Source organism: Baaleninema sp. (genome assembly GCF_049974805.1).
Lineage (GTDB): Bacteria > Cyanobacteriota > Cyanobacteriia > Cyanobacteriales > Geitlerinemataceae > Baaleninema.
In genome coordinates, this window is sequence record NZ_JBNGCO010000091.1 from 1 (window position 1) to 21,003 (window position 21,003).

The 21,003-nt window shown below is 53.3% G+C and carries 21 protein-coding genes and 2 pseudogenes; 8 read left to right on the forward strand and 15 right to left on the reverse strand.

All coding sequences use genetic code 11. The features are described from left to right. Positions 1-186, forward strand: a pseudogene (locus ACP5D4_RS16115) (hypothetical protein); the annotation flags it as partial. A 400-nt stretch (positions 187-586) separates the two neighbouring features. Continuing rightward, complete coding sequence (locus ACP5D4_RS16120) at positions 587-1,999, forward strand: FAD-dependent oxidoreductase (RefSeq protein ID WP_428012650.1); 1,413 nt, start codon at positions 587-589, stop codon at positions 1,997-1,999. Positions 2,000-2,097: 98 nt separating this feature from the next. Here ACP5D4_RS16120 and ACP5D4_RS16125 read toward each other — a convergent pair. From ACP5D4_RS16125 to bicA, 4 genes and pseudogenes are all read right to left on the reverse strand, one after another. Next, positions 2,098-2,358: pseudogene (locus tag ACP5D4_RS16125) on the reverse strand (aldo/keto reductase); the annotation flags it as partial. A gap of 286 nt (positions 2,359-2,644) precedes the next feature. Next, positions 2,645-3,349, reverse strand: coding sequence for an aldo/keto reductase (locus tag ACP5D4_RS16130; protein WP_428012651.1), 705 nt, complete (start codon positions 3,347-3,349; stop codon positions 2,645-2,647). Next, positions 3,298-3,552 (reverse strand): hypothetical protein, encoded by a 255-nt coding sequence (locus tag ACP5D4_RS16135; protein ID WP_428012652.1) that lies wholly within the window; start codon positions 3,550-3,552, stop codon positions 3,298-3,300. The genes ACP5D4_RS16130 and ACP5D4_RS16135 overlap by 52 nt, the downstream gene beginning before the upstream one ends. A gap of 108 nt (positions 3,553-3,660) precedes the next feature. Next, positions 3,661-5,361, reverse strand: coding sequence for a bicarbonate transporter BicA (gene bicA, locus ACP5D4_RS16140; protein ID WP_428012653.1), 1,701 nt, complete (start codon positions 5,359-5,361; stop codon positions 3,661-3,663). Positions 5,362-5,977: 616 nt separating this feature from the next. On the opposite strand from bicA, the gene ACP5D4_RS16145 reads away from it, so the two are divergent. After that, positions 5,978-6,571: a superoxide dismutase gene (locus tag ACP5D4_RS16145; RefSeq protein WP_428012654.1), complete on the forward strand. Its 594-nt coding sequence runs from the start codon at positions 5,978-5,980 to the stop codon at positions 6,569-6,571. A 388-nt stretch (positions 6,572-6,959) separates the two neighbouring features. On the opposite strand, the gene ACP5D4_RS16150 is transcribed toward ACP5D4_RS16145, so the two are convergent. Then, positions 6,960-7,253, reverse strand: coding sequence for a Mo-dependent nitrogenase C-terminal domain-containing protein (locus ACP5D4_RS16150; protein ID WP_428012655.1), 294 nt, complete (start codon positions 7,251-7,253; stop codon positions 6,960-6,962). Between the two features lie 203 nt (positions 7,254-7,456). On the opposite strand from ACP5D4_RS16150, the gene ACP5D4_RS16155 reads away from it, so the two are divergent. Beyond that, positions 7,457-7,675, forward strand: coding sequence for a hypothetical protein (locus tag ACP5D4_RS16155; protein ID WP_428012656.1), 219 nt, complete (start codon positions 7,457-7,459; stop codon positions 7,673-7,675). A gap of 109 nt (positions 7,676-7,784) precedes the next feature. Beyond that, positions 7,785-9,965 (forward strand): polyphosphate kinase 1, encoded by a 2,181-nt coding sequence (gene ppk1, locus ACP5D4_RS16160; RefSeq protein ID WP_428012657.1) that lies wholly within the window; start codon positions 7,785-7,787, stop codon positions 9,963-9,965. Positions 9,966-10,171: 206 nt separating this feature from the next. Here the strand turns inward: ppk1 and mdh are convergent, their stop codons facing one another. The 7 genes from mdh to ACP5D4_RS16195 form a co-directional block, all read right to left on the reverse strand. Beyond that, positions 10,172-11,155: a malate dehydrogenase gene (gene mdh / locus ACP5D4_RS16165; protein ID WP_428012658.1), complete on the reverse strand. Its 984-nt coding sequence runs from the start codon at positions 11,153-11,155 to the stop codon at positions 10,172-10,174. An 88-nt stretch (positions 11,156-11,243) separates the two neighbouring features. Then, entirely contained in the window at positions 11,244-11,471 is a 228-nt protein-coding gene (locus tag ACP5D4_RS16170; RefSeq protein ID WP_017659511.1) for an NAD(P)H-quinone oxidoreductase subunit O, read from the reverse strand. Positions 11,472-11,562: 91 nt separating this feature from the next. Beyond that, positions 11,563-12,450, reverse strand: a complete 888-nt coding sequence (locus tag ACP5D4_RS16175; protein ID WP_428012659.1) for a DNA-formamidopyrimidine glycosylase — start codon at positions 12,448-12,450, stop codon at positions 11,563-11,565. 174 nt (positions 12,451-12,624) lie between these two features. Then, on the reverse strand, positions 12,625-12,855 hold the full coding sequence (locus ACP5D4_RS16180; RefSeq protein WP_428012660.1) for a photosystem I reaction center subunit IV: 231 nt from the start codon (positions 12,853-12,855) through the stop codon (positions 12,625-12,627). 459 nt (positions 12,856-13,314) lie between these two features. Then, the gene (gene rplI, locus ACP5D4_RS16185; protein WP_428012661.1) at positions 13,315-13,773 is read right to left on the reverse strand and encodes a 50S ribosomal protein L9; all 459 of its coding nucleotides are present in this window, start codon (positions 13,771-13,773) and stop codon (positions 13,315-13,317) included. A 236-nt stretch (positions 13,774-14,009) separates the two neighbouring features. Further along, the gene (locus ACP5D4_RS16190) at positions 14,010-14,366 is read right to left on the reverse strand and encodes a carbon dioxide-concentrating mechanism protein CcmK (protein ID WP_428012662.1); all 357 of its coding nucleotides are present in this window, start codon (positions 14,364-14,366) and stop codon (positions 14,010-14,012) included. Positions 14,367-14,563: 197 nt separating this feature from the next. After that, on the reverse strand, positions 14,564-14,869 hold the full coding sequence (locus ACP5D4_RS16195) for a carbon dioxide-concentrating mechanism protein CcmK (protein ID WP_428012663.1): 306 nt from the start codon (positions 14,867-14,869) through the stop codon (positions 14,564-14,566). 107 nt (positions 14,870-14,976) lie between these two features. On the opposite strand from ACP5D4_RS16195, the gene ispF reads away from it, so the two are divergent. The 3 genes from ispF (at position 14,977) to larB (ending at position 18,222) form a co-directional block, all read left to right on the forward strand. Continuing rightward, positions 14,977-15,459, forward strand: a complete 483-nt coding sequence (ispF, locus tag ACP5D4_RS16200; protein ID WP_428012664.1) for a 2-C-methyl-D-erythritol 2,4-cyclodiphosphate synthase — start codon at positions 14,977-14,979, stop codon at positions 15,457-15,459. A gap of 57 nt (positions 15,460-15,516) precedes the next feature. Then, complete coding sequence (locus ACP5D4_RS16205) at positions 15,517-17,295, forward strand: ABC transporter substrate-binding protein (RefSeq protein ID WP_428012665.1); 1,779 nt, start codon at positions 15,517-15,519, stop codon at positions 17,293-17,295. A gap of 141 nt (positions 17,296-17,436) precedes the next feature. Next, positions 17,437-18,222, forward strand: a complete 786-nt coding sequence (gene larB, locus ACP5D4_RS16210) for a nickel pincer cofactor biosynthesis protein LarB (RefSeq protein ID WP_428012666.1) — start codon at positions 17,437-17,439, stop codon at positions 18,220-18,222. Positions 18,223-18,355: 133 nt separating this feature from the next. Here larB and psbA read toward each other — a convergent pair whose 3' ends face one another. From psbA to ACP5D4_RS16225, 3 genes are all read right to left on the reverse strand, one after another. After that, positions 18,356-19,417, reverse strand: coding sequence for a photosystem II q(b) protein (gene psbA / locus ACP5D4_RS16215; protein ID WP_428012667.1), 1,062 nt, complete (start codon positions 19,415-19,417; stop codon positions 18,356-18,358). A 123-nt stretch (positions 19,418-19,540) separates the two neighbouring features. Continuing rightward, on the reverse strand, positions 19,541-19,882 hold the full coding sequence (locus tag ACP5D4_RS16220) for a histidine triad nucleotide-binding protein (RefSeq protein ID WP_428012668.1): 342 nt from the start codon (positions 19,880-19,882) through the stop codon (positions 19,541-19,543). A gap of 235 nt (positions 19,883-20,117) precedes the next feature. Beyond that, a partial coding sequence (locus ACP5D4_RS16225) for an NAD(P)/FAD-dependent oxidoreductase (protein WP_428012669.1) occupies positions 20,118-21,003 on the reverse strand: 886 nt, incomplete at its 5' end.

Here is a 21,003-nt window from a genome sequence, read left to right on the forward strand (position 1 = left end):
GGCGAGAAGGCTTGTCCGTTCAACCTGCTGTATTGGCATTTTCTCGATCGCAATTTCGATAAGTTGAAATCTTTAGGGCGAATGAATCTGGTTTTGTCGCAACTCAAAAAAATATCAAAAGCGGAAATTGAGGAAATTCGAGAATGGGGCGATCTCTGGCGAGAAAATAATTTTAAAAATACTTAATTTTTGCTTTTTGTAGAGTGACAATATCATGTTTTTTGTTCCAATTTTTTATACTAATTAAGACTTATAAAAACCTAAATATCAGAGTAGGTTGGGTGGAACAAAGTGGAACCCAAAAGCCGCGCGATCGAGTGTTAGAACCCGAGTGTTAGAACCCGAGTGTTAGAACCCGAGTGTTAGAACCCCTGCATCTCGGAGATGCCGGGGTGCTGGATAGATTTCGATATTTATAAAAAAAGACTCAAAAAAATGAGATTTTGATTTATTCTTAAATCTAAAATAATAGCAAAAAATGAATCGCGAAAATCCAAAAAGAATGTAATACCGAAAACCAGAGCGTCAATTTAATTTAAAATAACCAAAGTTCTGGCTTGAGATCGGCAAAAACGGATGTAACAGGATGGGAATCGAGTACGATTGGGTCGTCATCGGAGATAGCGAAGCGGGGCTGCGATCGGCCTCCGTGGCGGCGGGATGGGGCGCGAGAGTGGCGTTAATTCTGCCGCCCGAGTCGGTGTGGGCGGAAGTACAAACCTCCCACATCGCCCTGGAACAGTTGCAGCGTCTGACGCGAGAACGGGAGCGATCGCAGGCGTGGGGGGTGGCGGCGACATCGGGGATCGATCGCCATTGGGTTTGGCGAATTTGCCAAGAAATTACCGAAAACCTGCTGGCGTTGCGATCGCCTGCGGGGTTATCCATGCAAGGAATCGATGTCGTCATCAGCGACGTGGACTTCGACACCGAACCCCAGTTAACCGCCATCGCGGGCGATCGAACCTTTCGATCGCGATCCTATCTCCTCGCCCCCTCCGCCCAACCCGCCGTTCCCCCCATCCAAGGCTTAGACGAAACCCCCTACTACAACCTCGCCACCCTGGGAAAACTCCTCCAAAGCGAACTTCCGCCGCGTATCGCCGTCATCGGAAACGATCCCCACGCCGTCATCATCGCCCATACATTAGGCTGGTTGGGGGTTGAAGTAAGACTTCTCGTCGCCGAACCGCAAATTCTCCCCAAAGAAGATCCCCAAATGGCGAGGTTCGTCCAAGCCCACCTAGAAGCCTGCGGCGTCGAGGTGTTGACGCGCACCTCCGTCATGCAAGTGCGCCAAATCCAAGATAGCATCTGGCTTCAAGCAGGTTCTCGCGCCCTGGAAACCGATGCGATCGTCGTCGCGGAAGGATGGAACGCCCAAACCCCGAAACTCAACTGGAACGCCCTAGGAATTCGCCGCCAAGGACATCGCGTCCGCACGAACCCGCGACTACAAACCACCAACCCGCAAATTTACGCCTGTGGCAGCCTTCTCGGAGGCTACAACGACCCCGAACTCGCTTTGTACGAAGGGGATATCGCCACAAAAAACGCCCTGTTTCTGCCCCTGTGGAAGACCGACTATCACCGCTTTCCCCGCGTGCTGTCGATCGAACCCCATCTCGCCGCCGTCGGTCTCACCGAACCCCAAGCCAGACGGCGCTTTGGCGAGGATCTCGTCGTCCTCACCTGTCCCTTCTACCAGCTTTCCTCCGCCCAGCAACGGGACGATCTATCCGGATTTGGCAAACTTCTCGTCAGCCCTCGCGGAGACCTCCTCGGCGCCCATTTTCTCTCCGCCCACGCCCCAGTTTTAGCCCAGTCCGTCGCCACGTTAATGGCTCAAAACCGATCGATCGAAGCCGTCGCCGCCCTCCACTCCCCCGACAGCGAAGTATTCCGCTACTTCCTCACCGAATGGCGCGACATCTGGCGTCACCGCCATCCCCGATTGAGAAGTCTCCTACAAGCCTGGTTCGATTGGCGACGAGATTGATTGAGATGATGAGGTAATGGGATGAGGAGATGAGGGGATGGGGAGAAACTCTCAACTCTCCACGACCGAAGCCGCGCCACGCAACGCCCCCAACCGATCTATAAATCCCACAATACATCGTTGTCCGTTTCCAGCGGGTCTGTCACCAACCGTCCGATTTCGTCGATTTGCGACAGTTCCTCATCAGACAACTGAATATCCGCCGCTTTCGCGTTGTCGATGACCTGTTCCGGTTTCCGCGCACCCGCGATCGCGTTCGTATTCGGTTGGCGAATCAACCACGCTAACGCCAATTGCGCCAGCGTGCAGCCTTTCCCCTCCGCAATCGGACGCAGTTGGTCGAGGGCGGTTTGGACGCGATCGTAATTCTCTCTTTGTTGACATCCTCACCGCCCTGGAAGGGCGGTGATTCCCAAACCTCGCGATTTGGGTTCCTGCTTCCTTCTCTCTCGAGTTTTTCGCAGTGGCTCTCCGGATCGAGATCCTTCAAGTCTTACACTCGCTTCACAGGCTGTAACGGTGTGTCCCACCGCCAAAATTCCCATTCAATTGGAGTTTTAGGCAAACTTACTAACTTGGGTTTCGTTAGCCAGTTTAACCATTCACGTCCATTGTACTGTAAAGCCGCCCTAGAAGGGCGGGGTTTCAAACCCAAAATTTTCGATAAAACAGCTTGTTCTTGGCGCGGTGGTCTCCTTCCTCAAACTGATGGTCTCGTCCGAATTTCCCCGTCAACAACCCTTGCGCCAACGGCGAATAGGCCAAAATCGAAATATTCTGTTCCACGCAGTAGGGCATCCCGTCGGTTTCCACATTGCGCCAAAATAGCGAATAGGGCGGTTGCAAACTGTCGATTCGTCCGTATTGCGACGCTTGCGCCAGTTGTTCTCGCGAAAAGTTCGAGACGCCAATGGCGCGAATTTTCCCGTCTTCCTTCAATTTCACCAACGCCGACATGGTTTCCTCAATGGGAACGATTTCCGACCCCCAACTTCCCGCCGGCCAGTGAATTTGATACAGATCGATATAGTCAGTGTTGAGATTTTCGAGCGATCGATGGCAAGCTTCCAACACCCAATCGTATTTGAGATGGTTGGCAAAGACCTTCGTGGCGTACACCACCTTATCGCGCACGTCCGATAACGCTTTGGCCACGATACGCTCAGAATACCCGTCGCCGTACTGTTCGGCGGTATCGATCGTGGTAATTCCCGACTCATAAGCCGTGCGAATCGCCTTCACCATCTGGTCGTCATCGATTCCCGTCCACATATTCTTTCCCGCTTGCCAGGTTCCCATCAGAATCGGGGTGATGCGAACGTCCGAGGTTCCGAGTTGGCGAGTTTCCATAACGTACAGTCTTCCAAAAACGCGAGTTGGCAATAACCGGTTCGGTCTGTTGGGATTGTAACGAAGGAATCGAAAACTGACGGTCGATCGAGGCGGTTTAAACATTCCACGGGAACGGTATCGACCAGCCAAACGCCGTTCTCCCAACGGTAAAAGACGAATCCCTTGCGGTGCATGGCGGTGGCGTCGCTATTTGGGTTCAAGCACCGCCACTTCTCGACTCTAGACGAAAAAAATCGAGAGAGCGATCGCCCTCTCGATATTCAGAAGCATCAGGTGAAAATTAAATCCGAGTCAATCCAGGCTTTCGATTAAACGAGTTGCTCGTTGCTGCTGCTACCGCTACCGCTTATCGGTTGTTCAACGCAGACCTCTGAAATTGCGCGTTCTAAAGCTTCAGTTCGGTCTATCATCAGGTGGTCGCTGGGAATGCGGCTGAGAATCCCCATTTTCTCGAAGCGACGTTTGATTTGTCCGGTGACGCCCACGAGGAACACTTGACAGTTTTCTTCGATGGCCTCGTTAATGGCGTTTTCAATCGCCAGGGACGAGGTAACGCCCACGTGGGGAACGTCGCTGAGGTCGAGAACCAAGGCATTACAGAATCGAACCGCACGGTGTTCCCGAGAAATCGCCTTGGCGACGCCGAAAATCATCGGTCCGCTTAAGTGGCACAACAGAACTTGTCCGTTGGCGCGATCGAGCAGGCGTTTTTCTGTATCGTTGAGGTTGATAACGTCGTCGGCATCCGTAACCGTTTTCACCGACTGCGATTGAAGCTGGCTGAGACGATCGATCGTCAGAACGTTGGCCACGAACACCCCGATTCCCACAGCCGCAATCAAATCCACCAGAACGGTTAAGGCAATTACGCTGTACATAATCGCCGCACCTTTGAGGGAAATTTGATGCGCCCGTTTCAGGAAGTCCCAGTCGATAATATCGATACCCACTTTCAGGGCAATTCCGGCTAACACGGCCATGGGAATAGTGGCGGTCAAACTCCCTGCCCACAGCACGACGATAAAGAGAATGAAGGCGCGAGTCAAACCCGACAGTGCCGTTCGTCCCCCGGTTTGGATGTTCACCACAGTTCCCATGGTAGCCCCGGCACCGGCAATCCCGCCGAAGAGTCCAGAGGCTAAGTTCCCGAGTCCTTGTCCGATGAGTTCTTTGTTGGAGTCGTGTTCGGTACGGGTTAAGCTGTCGGCTACCACCGAGGTAAGCAGCGCATCGATACAACCCAACATCCCTAAGACCGCCGCATCGACAAACATCGTTCGCAGTTTCTCGGCGCTAAAGGTGGGAATTTGCAACTGGGGCAGTCCCATGGGAATTTCGCCAATGCGACGAATATCGAGGTCGGGGAAGAGAATCAGAGAGACAACGGTTCCTGCGATCAGTGCGAGTAATTGGGGCGGAACCCATTTTTTTAGCGCAGGAGGGGTAAAAAGTAGAATCAGAACGGTTAAAACGGCCAGACCGGTTTCGGCGGGGTTAATGTTGGCGAGAAGGTCTGGCAAACTGCCCAAGGTTCCCAACACGCCGCCTTTGGGACTGGCTTGTCCTAAAAACGGTGCCGTTTGCAGGACGATCAGGATGATGCCGATTCCGGACATGAAACCGGAAATGACGGTGTAGGGCATCAAGGTGACGTAACGCCCCAATCTCAGCACTCCCAGCAGGATTTGGAAGACACCTGCCATCATGACCACGGTGAAGGCCATGGCCAGACCTTCTCCGGTCGTATCGGCCGAGGCGGTGAGATCGGCAATTACGGCAGTCATGACCACGGTCATCGGACCGGTGGGTTCGGAGATGAGGGTGGGGGTTCCGCCGAACAAGGCGGCGAAGAACCCGACTAAGACCGCCCCCCAGAGTCCGGCGGCGGCTCCGGCGCCCGAGGCGACCCCGAAGGCTAATGCCATCGGTAGGGCGATGATTGCGGCGGTGAGTCCTCCGAAGATGTCACCTTGTAAGTTTCTAAAGTGGATGCGGTTTGTGATTCTCATAAACTTGAGCGGCAAGCATACATAGATTTTTTGCTATGCACTGCAAATTGTCAATAGACTAATTGCTATAAATAGATCCGATCGCTAGATGTCACCTTTTCGGTGTCTGTAGTGGATTCGGTTGGCAATCCCCATAGACTCGATCGGCAAGTATACATAGATTTTTTGCTATGCACTGCAAATTGTCAATAGAATAATTGCTATAGGTAGACCCGACTACTGCCTTGGACTCCACCATCGACCTTGAGTTAGCAAGTTCTTTTGAGTGGACTGGTCAAGCGATCGCCAATGGGTGATGCCTATATACCACAAAAAACTCAAAAAGTCTATATATATTTCTTTAAATTTACAAAACTATATAAAAACCTGGCCGAGCTGGGAAGCGATCGCATCCCCAAAAATTGCGATCGCCTCGATTTGGCAAAGGATTCCCAGGAATCCCAGCTTTTTCATAATCAGTTTGGCTTTGTTTTAGATTTTGAGATACGATCCGTACTGTTAAGTTTCGTTGCCAACAGCCTCAGAGCTAACGGCAGGTCGAGCGCCCTGCTCGATCGATATATCTAACGAAAGTACATCTGCGTTCGATCGCAGGAACCTTTAGAGGAGAAACCACATGGCATTTACACTTCCGGAATTACCTTACGCAAAAGACGCACTGGCGCCTCATATCTCCGCGCAAACCCTGGAATTCCACTACGGCAAACACCACGCCGGTTACGTGAAAAAGCTCAACGCTGCCATCGAAGGCACCGACATGGCAGATAAATCCTTAGAAGAGATTATCAAAGCCACCGCTGGCGACCCGGAAAAATCCGGTATCTTCAACAACGCCGCCCAAGTTTGGAACCACAGCTTCTACTGGCAGTGCATGAAACCCGGTGGCGGCGGCAAACCCAGCGGCGCCTTAGCCCAAAAAATCGAGGCTGACTTCGGTAGCTTCGACAACTTCATCTCCGAACTGAAAACGGCAGCCGCCACCCAATTCGGTAGCGGCTGGGCTTGGCTGGTTCAAGATGGCGACAGCCTGAAAGTGGTGAAAACCCTCAACGCAGAAAACCCGATGACGGAAGGTCACAAACCTCTGCTCACCATCGACGTTTGGGAACACGCTTATTATCTCGACTACCAAAACCTGCGTCCCAACTACATCGACACCTTCTTAAACAACCTGGTGAGCTGGGACTTCGTTGCTAGCCAAATGGCGTAATTCCGTCTGTTTAACCATCTAGAACCTCAAAACAGCCGCGCTCGCCGTGGCTGTTTTTTTGTGGAGACAAGGCAGACTGGGGCGATGCGTCAATCGTGGCTCCGATCGCCCGTTAAAATTTCCCCGTAGCATCTGTTCATACCAGGACGCTACGGGGTTTTCGGTGTCATACAAAAAATCGATTTCGGGAATTGGACGGGATGGGAGATGATGCGATATCCAATTCCCCTCAGGCCGAACCGCTTCAAACGCGATCGCCCGACTCGCGATCGGTGGGCTTGGCCCACCCGAGATACAGGGGCAAACCTGGCAAACCCGGGAGTTTGAGATTTTCCCCGTAGTCGCGTTGCTTGAAACGCGGCTACGAAGTTTTCTCTGGTTTTCATTATCATTTGGCCATTTCCTCTTCTAAATAGCAGAGGGCGCGGAATCGCAAGCTCATGAGTTCGTTGTAAAGGGGGTTGATTTTGCACAGGGGGGGAATGCGGAACAAGAGGCGATCGAACGCGCGAATTTCTCGGGCGAAGGGACATTGCGCCGGAACGAGGTTACAAATGGCTTGCGCTAAACCGGGACGGCGAACGTCGAGATCGTCGAGATACTGACGCAGGGGAGCGAGAAGGTCTCCGTCAAAGGGAATTTGCAACTCGAAGCGGGGGAACGGAATTTGGAACTGAAACATTGGTCTTTCTGAGAAATCGTGGTTTTTATCTGTCTGTCTACTACGATATTGATAATTCAAAAGAATATTAATACCAAAAACATATAAAAAAACATTATTAATGATGAGAATAACTTAACTGAGGCGGGACGGCGGGACGAGAGTACAGTTGTCGGGGGGCGATCTGCCCGTTAAGCTAAACTTAAGCTCGAATCGGTAAGCTGATGGACAGTAAAGCGTTAGCCCAATATATCGAAGCGATCGACGGCACGCACAAGCCGTGGTTGCTCGTACAACTGCGGTTGCAAAAATTAAAAGAGCGTCGAGCGACGATGTCCGAAGAAGACTATCTCGAGGCGATCGCCCAACTCCAACAGGAACTCGATCGCCTCGGGGAGTGGTGGGTCGGTCGAGAAGAAGAAGTGTTCCAGCAAGGTCGATAGCGACCGTTTCGGCAACCCGCCCGCTGTAGCGCCTCTTCGGGCGAAACGCCGTTCGATCGCTCTAACTCATCTGACTCGATCGCGTTCTCTGAACCTGGCATCTCCGACTATGGCAAAAACCAAAAAAAACAATTCCGACAGCGCCAAAAAAACCAAAGCCGTCGATATCGACCTACGAGACCCCAAATACTACTTCAACCGCGAATTAAGCTGGATCGAGTTCAACTACCGAGTGTTACACGAAGCCCTCGACGATCGCACGCCCCTGCTCGAACGGCTGAAATTCCTCGGTATCTTCAGCTCCAACCTCGACGAATTCTTCATGGTGCGGGTGGCCGGCTTAAAACAGCAAGTCGATGCTCACGTCACCAAACTCACCCCAGACGGTCGCACACCACAACAACAACTCGACGACATCAGCGATCGACTCCATCCGATGGTGGCCGAACAACACCGCCATTTCCAAGAAGTCCTGCGTCCCCAACTCTCCGAACACGGCGTCTATCTCCTCGACTACATCGACCTCAACCAAGAACAGCGCAACTACCTACAAACCTACTTCGAGGAAAAAATCTTTCCCGTCCTGACGCCCCTGGCCGTCGATCCCGGCCACCCCTTCCCCTTCATTTCCAACCTCAGCCTCAACTTAGCCGTGGTCGTCCAAGACCCCGAAACAGAAAAAGAATACTTCGCGCGAGTCAAAGTCCCCAAAGTCCTCCCCCGTTTCGTTCCCCTTCCCACCGAAGACGCCACCCAAGCTGACAGTCGATCGATGGTATGGCTGGGCGTTCCCCTCGAACAGGTCATCGCCCACAACCTCGAATCCCTGTTTCCGGGGATGAACATACAGGAATACCATCCCTTCCGCATCACCCGCAACGCGGACATCGCCGTAGAAGAAGACGAAGCCGACGACCTGCTCTTAGCCATCGAACAAGAACTGCGAAAACGCCGGTCGGGGGGTTCGGTGGTACGGATGGAAGTTCCTTCCACCATTTCCGAAGAAGTGCGAACCATGCTGATGGGGGAACTCTTCCTCGACACCAGCGACGTTTACCAAGTCGAAGGAATCCTCGGTTTAGGGGATTTGATGTCGATGATGTCGTTGCCGCTTCCGGAACTCAAAGATCCCCCCTGGACGCCTGTTGTGCCGGCACGGTTGCGACAGTTCGGAGAACTCGAACTAGATTTGTCCGAACCCAACTTAGAAACCGAGGGCGACCTGTTTGAAGAAATTCGCGAACGGGGCGACCTCCTGGTTCATCTGCCCTACCACTCCTTTCAGGCTACGGTACAGCATTTCATTACGGCCGCCGCCCACGACCCGGACGTACTGGCCATCAAAATGACCCTATACCGCACTTCGGGGGATTCGCCGATTATTAAAGCCCTCATCGCCGCCGCCGAAAACGGCAAGCAAGTAGCGGTGTTGGTGGAATTGAAAGCCCGCTTTGACGAAGAAAACAACATTCTCTGGGCGCGAAAACTCGAACAGGCGGGGGTTCACGTCGTTTATGGCTTGGTTGGCTTGAAAACCCACACCAAAATCTCGATGGTCGTGCGGCAGGAGAAAAAACACATCCGCCGCTACGTCCACATCGGAACGGGCAACTACAACCCCAAAACGGCAAAACTCTACACGGATTTGGGGATTATTACCTGTCGCGAAGAAATCGGGGCAGATTTAACCGATTTGTTCAACCATTTAACGGGATATTCCCGCCAGCGGTCTTATCGCAAGCTGTTGGTCGCTCCGGTGAATATGCGCGATCGCACCATCGAACTGATCCGAGGGGAAATTGCCCACGCTAAAAACGGCGGCACCGGACGCATCGTCGCCAAAATGAATTCCTTGGTCGATCGAGAGATTATCGAAACCCTGTACGAAGCCTCTCAAGCGGGAGTACAAATCGATCTCATCGTCCGAGGCATTTGCTGCTTGCGTCCCGGCGTTCCCGGCGTCAGCGAGAACATCCGCGTCATCAGCATTATCGGACGCTTCTTAGAACACTCGCGCATCTTCTACTTTAATAACGAAGGAGACGAGAAGCTCTTTATCGGCAGTGCGGACTGGATGCCCCGCAACCTCAATCGCCGCGTCGAAGCCATCACCCCCATCGAAGACCCCACCATCGCCAAAGATTTACAGGAAATCCTGGGGATTATGCTGTCGGACAACCGCCAAGCCTGGGAGTTACAACCGGACGGCACCTATATCCAACGTCGTCCTTCCGACGACACGGCGGAACAAGGAACCCACAAGATCCTGATGAAAATGGCGTTGGAATAGTCAAGACAGCTCGTAGGGTGCGTGACTAGAAAAATCGGGTGTCTAACCTGAGACCGAGCAATCGTCACGCACCGACCCTGTACGCCGCCAACAGACAAGGGTGTGTGACGCGGTCGGGAAATGTGAGTGAAGTCAGGTCAAATTTGCATTACCGCGTCACGCACCGACTCCCTATCTCCCCTTCTCCCCTTCTCCTTCAAAAAACCTCAAGACCAACCGAGAATCTTTTGAGCGGCTTCGATGTTTTCGCGGACGGAAGCCGCTGCGTCTATCACCGCTTGGCATTCGTCTTCCGTCAGAGACAGTTCGATAATCTGCTCGACACCGCTGCGTCCCAAACGACAAGGAACGCCGAGGAACAAGTCTTCGAGGGCGTATTCCCCTTGTAGATAAGCCGCCGCACTCACCACGCGCGATCGATCGGCAAGGATACTTTCGACCATCGTATAAATCGAGGAGGCCGGCGCGAAGTACGCGCCCCCTCGCTGCATGAGTTCGACGATTTCCGTACCGCCGTTGCGGGTGCGATCGACCAGGCGATCGATACTCTCGGCGTCCAACCAATCCGGTAGGGGAATGCCTTTGACGGTACAGTAGCGAGGCAGAGAAATCATTTGCTGTCCGTGGTTCCCCAACACCATCGCCTGCACGTCTTGGGTGGAAACCCCCAGTTCTAGGGAAATAAAGGTTTGCAATCGCGCCGAGTCGAGAACTCCCGCCATCCCGATAACGCGGTGCGGGGGCAGCTGCGTCCCTTTCCAAGCCACGTAAGCCATCACGTCGAGGGGATTGGTGACGACGATAATAATGGCCTCGGGAGAGTATTCGATCGACCGTTTCGCGGCCTCGACGACGATGGCCGCGTTGGTTTTAATTAAATCGTTGCGGTCCATTCCCGGCGTGCGGGGGCGGCCGGCGGTAATCACGACGAGATCGGACCCGGCCGTATCGGCGTAATCGTTGGTGCCGAGAATTTGGCGATCGTGGCCTTCGAGACCCCGCGCCTGCATTAAATCCAGCGCCACCCCTTGCGGCCAGCCTTCCACGACATCGAGTAGGACGACATCGGCGAGGTTTTTTTCGGCGACTCGTTGGGCGAGGGTACTGCCGACTTTACCGGCGCCGACGATCGAAACGCGATGTTGCGATCGATCGCGGGCAGAAGAGGGGGAAGTAACCGAAGCGTTCATGGGCGTTTGGGGGGCGCAGGATCGCAGTTACGGCGGGAAGTTAGAGGAAGGGGATTCGAGCGATATCGATCGCATCGAAACGTCCGATTTACTCAAACGCTTCGAGTTGGTCGAGACGGAACCAAGCGTTCGGCGTGGGAACGATGCCGAATTTGACGAGAGCGTAGTCTCCCTCGGTTTCTAGGATTTCGCCTCGCGTCTCGAAGATGTAGTTGGGAAGCCGACTGTCGCTAGCTTGGGCTTCCAGGCTGTTTTCAAATTTTTCCCGGGCGACGCGGACGAACGAACCGCGTTTCAGTTTTTTGGCTGCTGGCATGGACTGTTTTCGTTCAAACGTCTGTCTTGCTTTTCATCTTACGTCGAATTTAGCCGGAATTTTAGGTTGATTTTGACTCTTAATTCGAGTCCTATCTGATATCTGGCTGACAGTTTGGGCAAAAATAGGACGATCGACCGCTTAATTTGAGGCGTTCGATGGCAGTCCCGCAGTCGCGACAGGGTTCCCCTCCACGGTTGTAAACCCAAGCCGTACCGCCGTAGTTACCGTTAGTTCCTTCGACGCTGCGAAAGTCCCGTAAGGTGGTGCCGCCGGCCTCGATGGCCTTGTCGAGGACGCGCACTAAATTACCCCGCAGGCGATCGAGATCGTCCCGACTCAACTCGCAGGACAATCGTGTGGGGTGAATGCGGCTGAGGAAAAGGGTTTCGTCGGCGTAAATGTTGCCGACTCCCGCAATAATGGTTTGGTCGAGAAGGGCGGTTTTAATGGGTTTGCGGCGGTTTTTGAGAATTTCGGCGAGATAGTCTGTCGAACAGTCTTGCGAGAACGGTTCGGGTCCCAGAGACAGCAAAGCGGTGACGACGGTGGCGGGATGGGTATCTGGCGGCACCCACCAGAGGCGGCCGAAGGTGCGGGTATCGACGAACCGCAGTTCGCGATCGCGCTCCCCCTCTCCCTGATAAAACAGACGAACTCGCGTGTGGCGTTGCAGTTCGTCGTCTCGGCGACACCAGAGTAACTGTCCGGTCATGCGCAGGTGAACCCCCAGCCAGCCGTGAGGCGTCGGTTGTAGGGTTTCGAGGGCGGGATCGTCCCCGAGTTGGGCTAACAGGTATTTTCCCCGACGATGCCAGTAGGCGATCGATTGTCCTTCGAGTCCCGACGCGAAATCCTCCAGGGAATCCGGGGCGGCGATGGTGTGATCGAGCAACACTTCAACACCAACGATCTCGCGATGGCAGGTGGCCGCGTTCAAGCCGCGACGGACGGTTTCGACTTCGGGAAGTTCTGGCACAGGTTGAAAACTAGCGAAAGTGGTTTAGAGCAGCATACAAAAGCAGCATACAAAAGCAGCATACAAAAAACGAGAAAGGGTTAGACGTTCGCCGCGATCGATCACCGCCAACGCTAACCCCCAACCACTGACGCACCTTACCCGACGGAAACTGTCGGACGGTGCGATCGAGGTTTATTTTTTCTTCTTCTTAGGTGCTTCGACTTCCACGAGTTCCTCGAGGGCGAAGTTGTTCGTGTTGACACCGCTGGCAGCGCCACTAAACCCGGTATAGTTCACTTTGTCGAACCGGACGATGACGGGATAGCGAATCCCGCTTTGGTCGATGGTTGCGACGGTTCCGACGTCTTGGTACCAGTAGGATTCTTTACGAAGAATCCGCACCTTAGAACCACGTTGAATCATAGTTTTTTTTCTCGATTGAATGAATCCAAGGGTGTTATCGCATTAGCACTCAGACAGTCCGAGACGAAACGCCTCGATTGAGCTTGTCCGTAAGATGCCAAAGCATTATTTCTCAGGGTACTACCGAGTCTGGCGTCTCGGTACGTTTGAGTCTTTAAGTTTTGTTGCTAAATCCCTCGAAACCCCTCAAAACCCGGCAAAACTTCGTCTAAGGCGGAATCCGATCTTCAGAAGTTCCGCTGGCGCAGTCGATCGCCTCCAACCCCGTCGCCGCGATATTCCCGGGAAATCGCTGACTGACTTGCCCCTCAAAACAACGAGAACGCCAGTCTCGAAGAGTCCAGCGTTCCCGTCGCCTAGCGAGTCGGAGAAAGCGAGATATTTTGTCGAATGGGTCGAATTTCGGCGGCTGTACCGTCGTCGCCTCGCCCCAACTTCGACGAGTTAAACTCGACGGACTTACAACGGAGTCACGTGAATTTCCACTTGCGCCGTAACTTCCGGATGCAGTTTGATTTGCGCTTTGTAGAAACCCGTTTTGTTGATTTCGGGAAGCGTAATCTCATGGCGATCGACCTCTTGTCCGGCTGTTTCTTGAATCGCCGCCGCCACGTCGCGATCGGTGACGGTTCCGAAGATCGCATCCCCTTCGCCCACTTGTTTTTGAATCCTATAGCGACCGATAGTTTCGAGAGCCGTTTTCTGAGCTTCCGCATCCCGTTTCATTTGGGCGATGCGTTCGAGTTCTTGTTGTTTGCGGAGTTCCACTTGCTTGAGAATTCCCGGCGTCGTGGGAACCGCCATTTTTTGAGGAATTAAGTAATTTCTTGCGTAGCCGGGAGCCACATCGACCAATTCGCCCGATTTTCCGAGTTTGCGAACGTCTTGATTGAGCAGAAGTTGAACGCGCTTCTTCATGATAGTTTTCGAGGGATGATGACGATAGATTTTGAGGAAACTTAAAAAGACGGATTTCGCAGCACTGACGGCACAGGCGCCGATCGATCTAATCCGTCAAAAGTCCGATCTTTTATTATATCGGTTTGCCGTGGCGATGGCAATTTTCAAGAAAAGATGAGGCGACGATCGGACGACCGGATGATAGGAAATCTCCTCACCCCATCATCTCCTCACCTCCTCATCCCCTCATCTCCTTAAGACGAGGGATTGGCCAAGCGAGGCATTCTCACCCCTTCCACGGCGTCGCGGAAGGCTTCCACGTTGGGGCTGAAATCGATCGGCAACACGGCGACGACGTTTTCGTGGGGACGGGGAATAATCACCCAAGATTCCAGAGTTGCCCCTTCCGTGCGTTCCACAGCGGCGATTCCCGCGTCCATCGCTTGCTTGACTTCCGATACGTCGCCCCGGATGTTTACCGTAAACCGGGCGCTTCCGACGCGGATATATCCCACCAACGTCACTCGTCCCGCTTTCACCATCGCATCGGCGGCGGCCAAAATACCGGGGAATCCCTTTGTTTCGATCGCTCCAACTGCCTGTTGTGTCACTGTTCGTCTCCTAGAGTTCGCAAATCTCGGGAAGGCTTTGCTCTAATACGGTCGCCCTTATTGTACGGAGGGCGGCGACCTTTGTTGAAAACGTTTTCAAACCCTGGACTTTAAAACCGTGAGGTTCAAACGTTATTTGAAGAGTTTCGCGTCGATCGCCTCCCGAATTAGTCAACCGCGAATCGCTACACGCTGCCCTATCGAAATGGTTCGCTGGCTTCCGTATACTCCAGCGGAAGCACCGCCACCACGTTTTCCGGAGGATTGGGAACGATATAGTGAGAGATAATCTCGCCCCCAAGGGTGTTTTCAACCGCTTCGAGTCCGGCGTCCATCGACTGTTTCACTTCCGAAATCGGTCCGCGAAAGGCGATCGCGAACTGACCTCTTTCCGCCTTGTCGAAATAAACCAGCGTCACTCGTCCCGCCTTCACGACAGCATCGGCAGCCGCTAAGATTGACGGAAACCCGAGGCTTTGAATCATACCGACGGCAACGGGCATGAGGACGATTCCTCCAACGAAATTGGGCTATTCAATTGTACAAGTTAACTGTCACAAGTTACGATCGAAACCCGTAAACTTCCTTCTCCACTGCGATCGCGCCTTTTATGAACCTTCGGATCGGTAACGGCTACGACATCCACCGCCTCGGCGAAGGCCGCCCCCTCATCCTCGGCGGCGTCGAAATTCCCCACCGCCTCGGCTTAGTCGGCCATAGCGACGCCGACGTTCTCACCCATGCCATCATGGACGCCATGCTCGGTGCCTTAGCATTAGGCGATATCGGTCACTACTTTCCCCCCAGCGACGATCGCTGGAAAGGCGCAAACAGCCTAATTCTCCTCGAACAAGTCAACCAACTCCTGATCGATCGCGGTTGGCGAGTCAGCAACCTCGACAGCGTAATCGTCGCCGAACGCCCCAAACTCAAACCCCACCTCGCCGCCATGCAAACGAAACTCTCAGAAGTCCTCAACCTCGACCCCACCGCCATCAGCATCAAAGCCACCACCCACGAAAAACTCGGACCCATCGGACGCGAAGAAGGCATCGCCGCCTACACCGTCGCCCTAATCATCCGTGAAGGCTAAAACCCTCATCACCTCATCATCTCATCACCCCATCACCGCCCCATCCCAAAAAACGCCATGTCACTCGTTTCCCACTTCCCTCGATACTGGCATCGCTGGCTGGCTGTCGCCCTCGCCTGTTTCAGCTTGTTGGGGATTGGCGGATGTAGCCCCGAAAACTTCCGCGTCGAAGCGGCCCAGGGAACGCAACTCATTCTCGGACAAATTAGCGATCCCAAAACCTTTAACGCCGCCCTCAGCAAAGAATATCCCAACGTTTTCACCTATACCTACGAAGGACTCGTCGGGACCAACGGCGTCACGACAGAAATCGAACCCGCCTTAGCAGAATCTTGGACGATTTCCGACGATACGTTAAGCATCGTTTTTACGCTGCGAGAAAACTTACGCTGGTCCGACGGCGAACCCCTCACCGCCGACGACGTGGTGTTTACCTATAACGATGTTTACTTCAATGAAAAAGTCCCCACCTCCACCCGCGATGTTTTGCGCGTCGGCGATACCGGAGAGTTTCCCACCGTTGTCAAACTCAACGATCGCCAAGTAGAATTCCGGCTTCCGGAACCCTTTTCGCCGCTGCTGCGGGCGTTGGGTTCGGAAATTTTACCCGAACATATTTTACGACCGACCATCGAAGAAACGGACGAGAAAGGCAATCCGATATTTAACAGTACGTGGGGAACCGATACCGAGGCGAAACAGGTCATTGTCAACGGCCCCTATCGCCTCAGTCAATACGTTCCCAGCCAGCGGGTGATTTTCGAGCGCAATCCCTATTATTGGCGAGAGGGCGATGGCGGTATTCCCCAACCCTATATCGATCGCGTGGTTTGGCAAATCGTGGAAAACCAAGACACGCAGCTTTTACAATTTCGCTCGGGGGGATTGAGTGCGGTTAGCGTCGCACCGCAGTATTTTTCACTCCTCAAACGAGAAGAAAACCGGGGAAATTTCAGCATTTATGAAGACGGGCCGGCTCTGGGAACCAGTTTTATTTCTTTTAACCTAAATCAAGGCAAAAATCCCGATGGAACGCCTCTTATCGATCCGGTAAAATCCAAGTGGTTTAATACCTTGGCCTTTCGTCAAGCCGTCGCCCACGCCATCGATCGCGAAACTATGATTAACACGATTTATCGCGGCTTGGGCGAACTACAACATTCCCCGATTTCGATTCAAAGTCATTACTACTATTCCCCAGAAGAAGGACTTCCCACTTACGATTACAATCTCGACAAAGCCAAAGAACTTTTACTGGATGCGGGGTTCCAATATGACGAGCGCGATCGACTCCTCGACGCCGACGGAAACCGAGTTGAATTTACCCTCATCACCAACGCCGGAAACCAAGTTCGCGAAGCCCTCGGCGCTCAAATCAAACAGGATTTAAGTCAAATCGGCATCAAGGTTAACTTTACCCCCATCGATTTCAACAACCTCGTCAGCAAACTCTCAAACGATCTCGATTGGGAATGTCACCTTTTGGGCTTTACCGGAAGCATCGAACCCCACGGCGGTTTAACAATTTGGTCGGTAGATGGCAGTTTGCATTCCTTCAACCAAAGCCGTAGCAATCCGCCGTTAGAAGGTCGAGAAGTGGCAGACTGGGAACAAGAAATCGAACGTTTGTTTATCGAAGCTTCGCAAGTTTTTGGCGACGAAGATCGAAAAGCCATTTACGCTCAAGCTCAAACCATCGTTCAAGAACAATTACCGTTTATTTACTTAGTCAATCCCTTATCGATGGCAGCCATTCGCAACGACATTCAAAACATTAAATATTCCGCCAGTGGCGGCGCGTTTTGGAATATTTACGAACTGTCGATCGACGAGTAAACTCGAGCCTTCTCGTTGTCGTAATTTCCCAGAAACCCGGTATCTTAGAGATGCCGGGTTTCTCAAGTCTTAAAGCCGAGATCCCCTCGGACAATTAACGCTCTAAATTGACGCTCTTACCAGTAACAGATTGCGAAAAACATGGATGTCGATCGTTTAAAAATCCTACTCGATGCAGTCGCCACGGGAAAACTGGATACTCAAACCGCCCTGAACGACTTAAAACATTTCGCTTACGAACCCGTCGGCGACTTTGCCAAAATCGACAACCATCGCAGTTTGAGAACGGGATTTCCTGAAGTCATTTGGGGACAGGATAAAACCCCGGCTCAAATTGCCGAAATTATGTTAACCATGCGCGATCGACATTCTACGGTGATGGCCACTCGCGTCTCGGCGGAAGTTTACGCCCACGTGCGCGATCGCGTGCGAGAAGTGCGCTACTATCCCCAAGCCAGAATTTGCGCCATCGCCCCCGACCCCCTCGAACCCCGCTATCCCGGGACAATTGGCGTTCTCAGTGCGGGAACCGCCGATCTCCCCGTCGCCGAAGAAGCCGCCACCACCGCCGAACTCTGCGGGTTTGAAGTATTGCGGTTGTGGGACGTGGGAGTTGCGGGATTGCACCGCCTGTTAAACAACCGCCATCTCCTCGCCCAAACGGACGTTTTGGTAGTCGTTGCGGGGATGGAGGGCGCCTTACCCAGCGTCGTCGCCGGACTCGTGGATTGTCCCGTCATCGGCGTTCCCACCAGCATCGGTTACGGCGTCAGTTTCAACGGCGTCGCCCCCTTATTGACGATGTTGAACTCTTGCGCGGCGGGAATCGGCGTCGTCAACATCGACAACGGCTTTGGGGCGGCGGTGTTAGCCGGACAGATTTTGCGGACGGCGAGTCGATTGGGGGGTGAGGGGATGATGGGGTGAGGGGATGATGGGGTGATGGGGCGATCGAAATTTCCCAGTCAAAATTTCCCAACAAAAAAAGCGCCCTCCGAAGAGGACGCTTTTTTTGTTGTTAGTTAGCTACGCAATTCACGCCAACTTCCAAACGCTGTGATTAGCCGTTGATGGAAGGAGCTTCGGTAGCAGCCAGGTCGAGGGGGAAGTTGTGAGCGTTGCGCTCGTGCATAACTTCCATACCGAGGTTGGCGCGGTTGATCACGTCAGCCCAGGTGTTGATGACGCGGCCTTGGCTATCGAGAACGGATTGGTTGAAGTTGAATCCGTTGAGGTTGAACGCCATGGTGCTGATGCCCAAAGCGGTGAACCAGATTCCAACCACCGGCCAAGCACCCAAGAAGAAGTGCAAGGAACGGCTGTTGTTGAAGGAAGCGTATTGGAAGATCAGGCGACCGAAGTAGCCGTGAGCTGCCACGATGTTGTAGGTCTCTTCTTCTTGACCGAATTTGTAGCCGTAGTTTTGAGACTCAGTTTCGGTCGTTTCACGCACCAAGGAGGAGGTGACGAGAGAACCGTGCATAGCGGAGAACAAAGCACCGCCGAACACGCCAGCCACACCGAGCATGTGGAAGGGGTGCATCAGGATGTTGTGCTCAGCTTGGAACACCAACATGAAGTTGAAGGTTCCCGAAATGCCCAGAGGCATACCATCGGAGAAAGAACCTTGACCGATGGGGTAGATCAGGAACACAGCCGTAGCAGCGGCCACAGGCGCAGAGTAAGCCACGCAGATCCAGGGACGCATGCCGAGGCGGTAGCTCAGTTCCCACTCACGACCCATGTAGCAGAAAACGCCAATGAGGAAGTGGAAGATCACGAGCTGGTAAGGACCGCCGTTGTACAGCCACTCATCGAGGCTGGCAGCTTCCCAAATCGGGTACAAGTGAAGTCCGATTGCGTTGGAAGACGGAACAACAGCACCGGAGATGATGTTGTTGCCGTACAGCAGAGAACCTGCAACGGGTTCGCGGATACCATCGATGTCCACGGGAGGAGCAGCGATGAAGGCGATGATGTAGCAGGTAGTCGCGGTCAGCAGGGTGGGGATCATCAGAACACCGAACCAGCCGATATAAAGGCGGTTGTTGGTGCTAGTAACCCACTCGCAGAACCGAGACCACAGAGACGCGGATTCGCGTTGCTGTAAGGTGGTCGTCATAGGTATGAATTATTGCGTTGTATGTGGTTCAGCGCGAGAAGAATGATTTATGTATCTCGCTTGTTAATTATATTAACGCAATTGTTTCGGGTTGTAAAGGGTTTTGACGAAAAATTTTAAGATTTAGCCGGGAGGCCACTCCATCGGACGACCGCCGAGGACGTGAACGTGAAGGTGGAACACGGTTTGACCGGCTTGGGCGCCTGTATTAACGACGATGCGATATCCCTGAGAGAGTCCTTCTTGTTGGGCGATCTGGTTGGCGGTCAACAGCAGGTGTCCGAGGAGTTCTCGATCTTCTTCTTGGGCGTCTGCGATGCTGGTTAGGGACTTTTTGGGGATTACGAGGACGTGCGTGGGCGCTTGAGGCGAAATATCCCGAAATGCGAGGCATAATTCGTCTTCGTAGACGATATCTGCTGGGATTTCTTTACGGACGATCTTCCCGAATATGGTGTCTGTCATGGGTAAAGGCTCGTTACAGAACTGTTGACCACAGTAGAACAGGCGGTCTCTGGAGATCGAGCGATCGTTACAGTCGTTCATAATTTCCCCCGATCGCGACGCTTTCAGGGTTCTGGAGGTTTGGGGAACGGCTCGATCGCTCCCCCGCTTCTCGAATCTGAGAGGAATCTGAGAACTTCACCCCCGCCGTTATCTTAAAAAGTCGTTACATTTGTAAACATTTATAGCTATATTATTAAATAGCTGAATAGCTATTCAATAGTAACATACAAACGGCTTCGGCGGTGGCTGGTGCCAACAAAACGCCGTTGCGATAATGTCCCGTGGCGAGGAGAACGTTGTGATATCCCGGTAACGTCTCGATAACGGGGGCGCTGCGATCGACCGGCCGCGGTCGCAACCCCTGCCACTGACGCCGAACCTCTGCCATCGCCAACTCGGGGTAAAACTGCGCCGCCTCAGATTTGAGAGTTTGTAACAAACTGGGATTGGAGACGACATAACCTTTCGCGTCGGGAAATTCCACCGTCGCCCCCACCCAGGCGCGTCCCTCTGCGGCGGAAACCAAATGTACGTCGTGGGCGGTAACGACGGGATAATCCGAAGGGAGATCGATCGCCAACTCGAGGGCTTGTCCCAACACGGGTTGAATCGTCACCGGTTCCCGCAACACCTGAGAAAACGGCGTCGAACCCAACCCCGCTGACAGCACCACCCAATCCGTCGTGTGATGTTGCGTCTCCTTATATATGTCCTTATATATAAGGGTGCGACAGTGGCGGGTTTCGGGAACCTCCATTTCTGCGTTCGTCACCTCTGCATCCATCACCGTCGCCCCAAACTCGAACCGCACGCCGTTCCCTCTGGCGGCGTCTACCAAGGCCTGAGTTAAGGGAATCGGTTGAATCTGTCGGTCTCGCGGAGAATAAACCGCCGCTTCGATCGCATCCGTGGCCAGCTTCGGATATCGTGACTTCACCGCCTGGGGCGACCAAATTTCCAAGGGGAACCCCTGTTCTCGACGCATTTGTACCCATTTGTCCCATTTTTCCAACTTCTCCCCTGGAAAACACGTAAAAAGTCCGGGAGCTTGGTAGCCCCGTCGCTTTAGCGCGGGGTGG

What these genes read in the sequence shown, in the direction of transcription:
- ACP5D4_RS16120 (WP_428012650.1), top strand. Translation starts at nt 587, where the DNA reads ATGGGAATCGAGTACGATTGGGTCGTCATCGGAGATAGCGAAGCGGGG.
- rplI (WP_428012661.1), bottom strand. Translation starts at nt 13,773, where the DNA reads ATGAAGAAGCGCGTTCAACTTCTGCTCAATCAAGACGTTCGCAAACTC.
- ACP5D4_RS16155 (WP_428012656.1), top strand. Translation starts at nt 7,457, where the DNA reads ATGGACAGTAAAGCGTTAGCCCAATATATCGAAGCGATCGACGGCACG.
- ACP5D4_RS16150 (WP_428012655.1), bottom strand. Translation starts at nt 7,253, where the DNA reads ATGTTTCAGTTCCAAATTCCGTTCCCCCGCTTCGAGTTGCAAATTCCC.
- mdh (WP_428012658.1), bottom strand. Translation starts at nt 11,155, where the DNA reads ATGAACGCTTCGGTTACTTCCCCCTCTTCTGCCCGCGATCGATCGCAA.
- bicA (WP_428012653.1), bottom strand. Translation starts at nt 5,361, where the DNA reads ATGAGAATCACAAACCGCATCCACTTTAGAAACTTACAAGGTGACATC.
- ppk1 (WP_428012657.1), top strand. Translation starts at nt 7,785, where the DNA reads ATGGCAAAAACCAAAAAAAACAATTCCGACAGCGCCAAAAAAACCAAA.
- ACP5D4_RS16180 (WP_428012660.1), bottom strand. Translation starts at nt 12,855, where the DNA reads ATGATTCAACGTGGTTCTAAGGTGCGGATTCTTCGTAAAGAATCCTAC.
- ACP5D4_RS16170 (WP_017659511.1), bottom strand. Translation starts at nt 11,471, where the DNA reads ATGCCAGCAGCCAAAAAACTGAAACGCGGTTCGTTCGTCCGCGTCGCC.
- larB (WP_428012666.1), top strand. Translation starts at nt 17,437, where the DNA reads ATGGATGTCGATCGTTTAAAAATCCTACTCGATGCAGTCGCCACGGGA.
- ACP5D4_RS16195 (WP_428012663.1), bottom strand. Translation starts at nt 14,869, where the DNA reads ATGCCCGTTGCCGTCGGTATGATTCAAAGCCTCGGGTTTCCGTCAATC.
- ACP5D4_RS16205 (WP_428012665.1), top strand. Translation starts at nt 15,517, where the DNA reads ATGTCACTCGTTTCCCACTTCCCTCGATACTGGCATCGCTGGCTGGCT.
- psbA (WP_428012667.1), bottom strand. Translation starts at nt 19,417, where the DNA reads ATGACGACCACCTTACAGCAACGCGAATCCGCGTCTCTGTGGTCTCGG.
- ACP5D4_RS16145 (WP_428012654.1), top strand. Translation starts at nt 5,978, where the DNA reads ATGGCATTTACACTTCCGGAATTACCTTACGCAAAAGACGCACTGGCG.
- ACP5D4_RS16220 (WP_428012668.1), bottom strand. Translation starts at nt 19,882, where the DNA reads ATGACAGACACCATATTCGGGAAGATCGTCCGTAAAGAAATCCCAGCA.
- ispF (WP_428012664.1), top strand. Translation starts at nt 14,977, where the DNA reads ATGAACCTTCGGATCGGTAACGGCTACGACATCCACCGCCTCGGCGAA.
- ACP5D4_RS16130 (WP_428012651.1), bottom strand. Translation starts at nt 3,349, where the DNA reads ATGGAAACTCGCCAACTCGGAACCTCGGACGTTCGCATCACCCCGATT.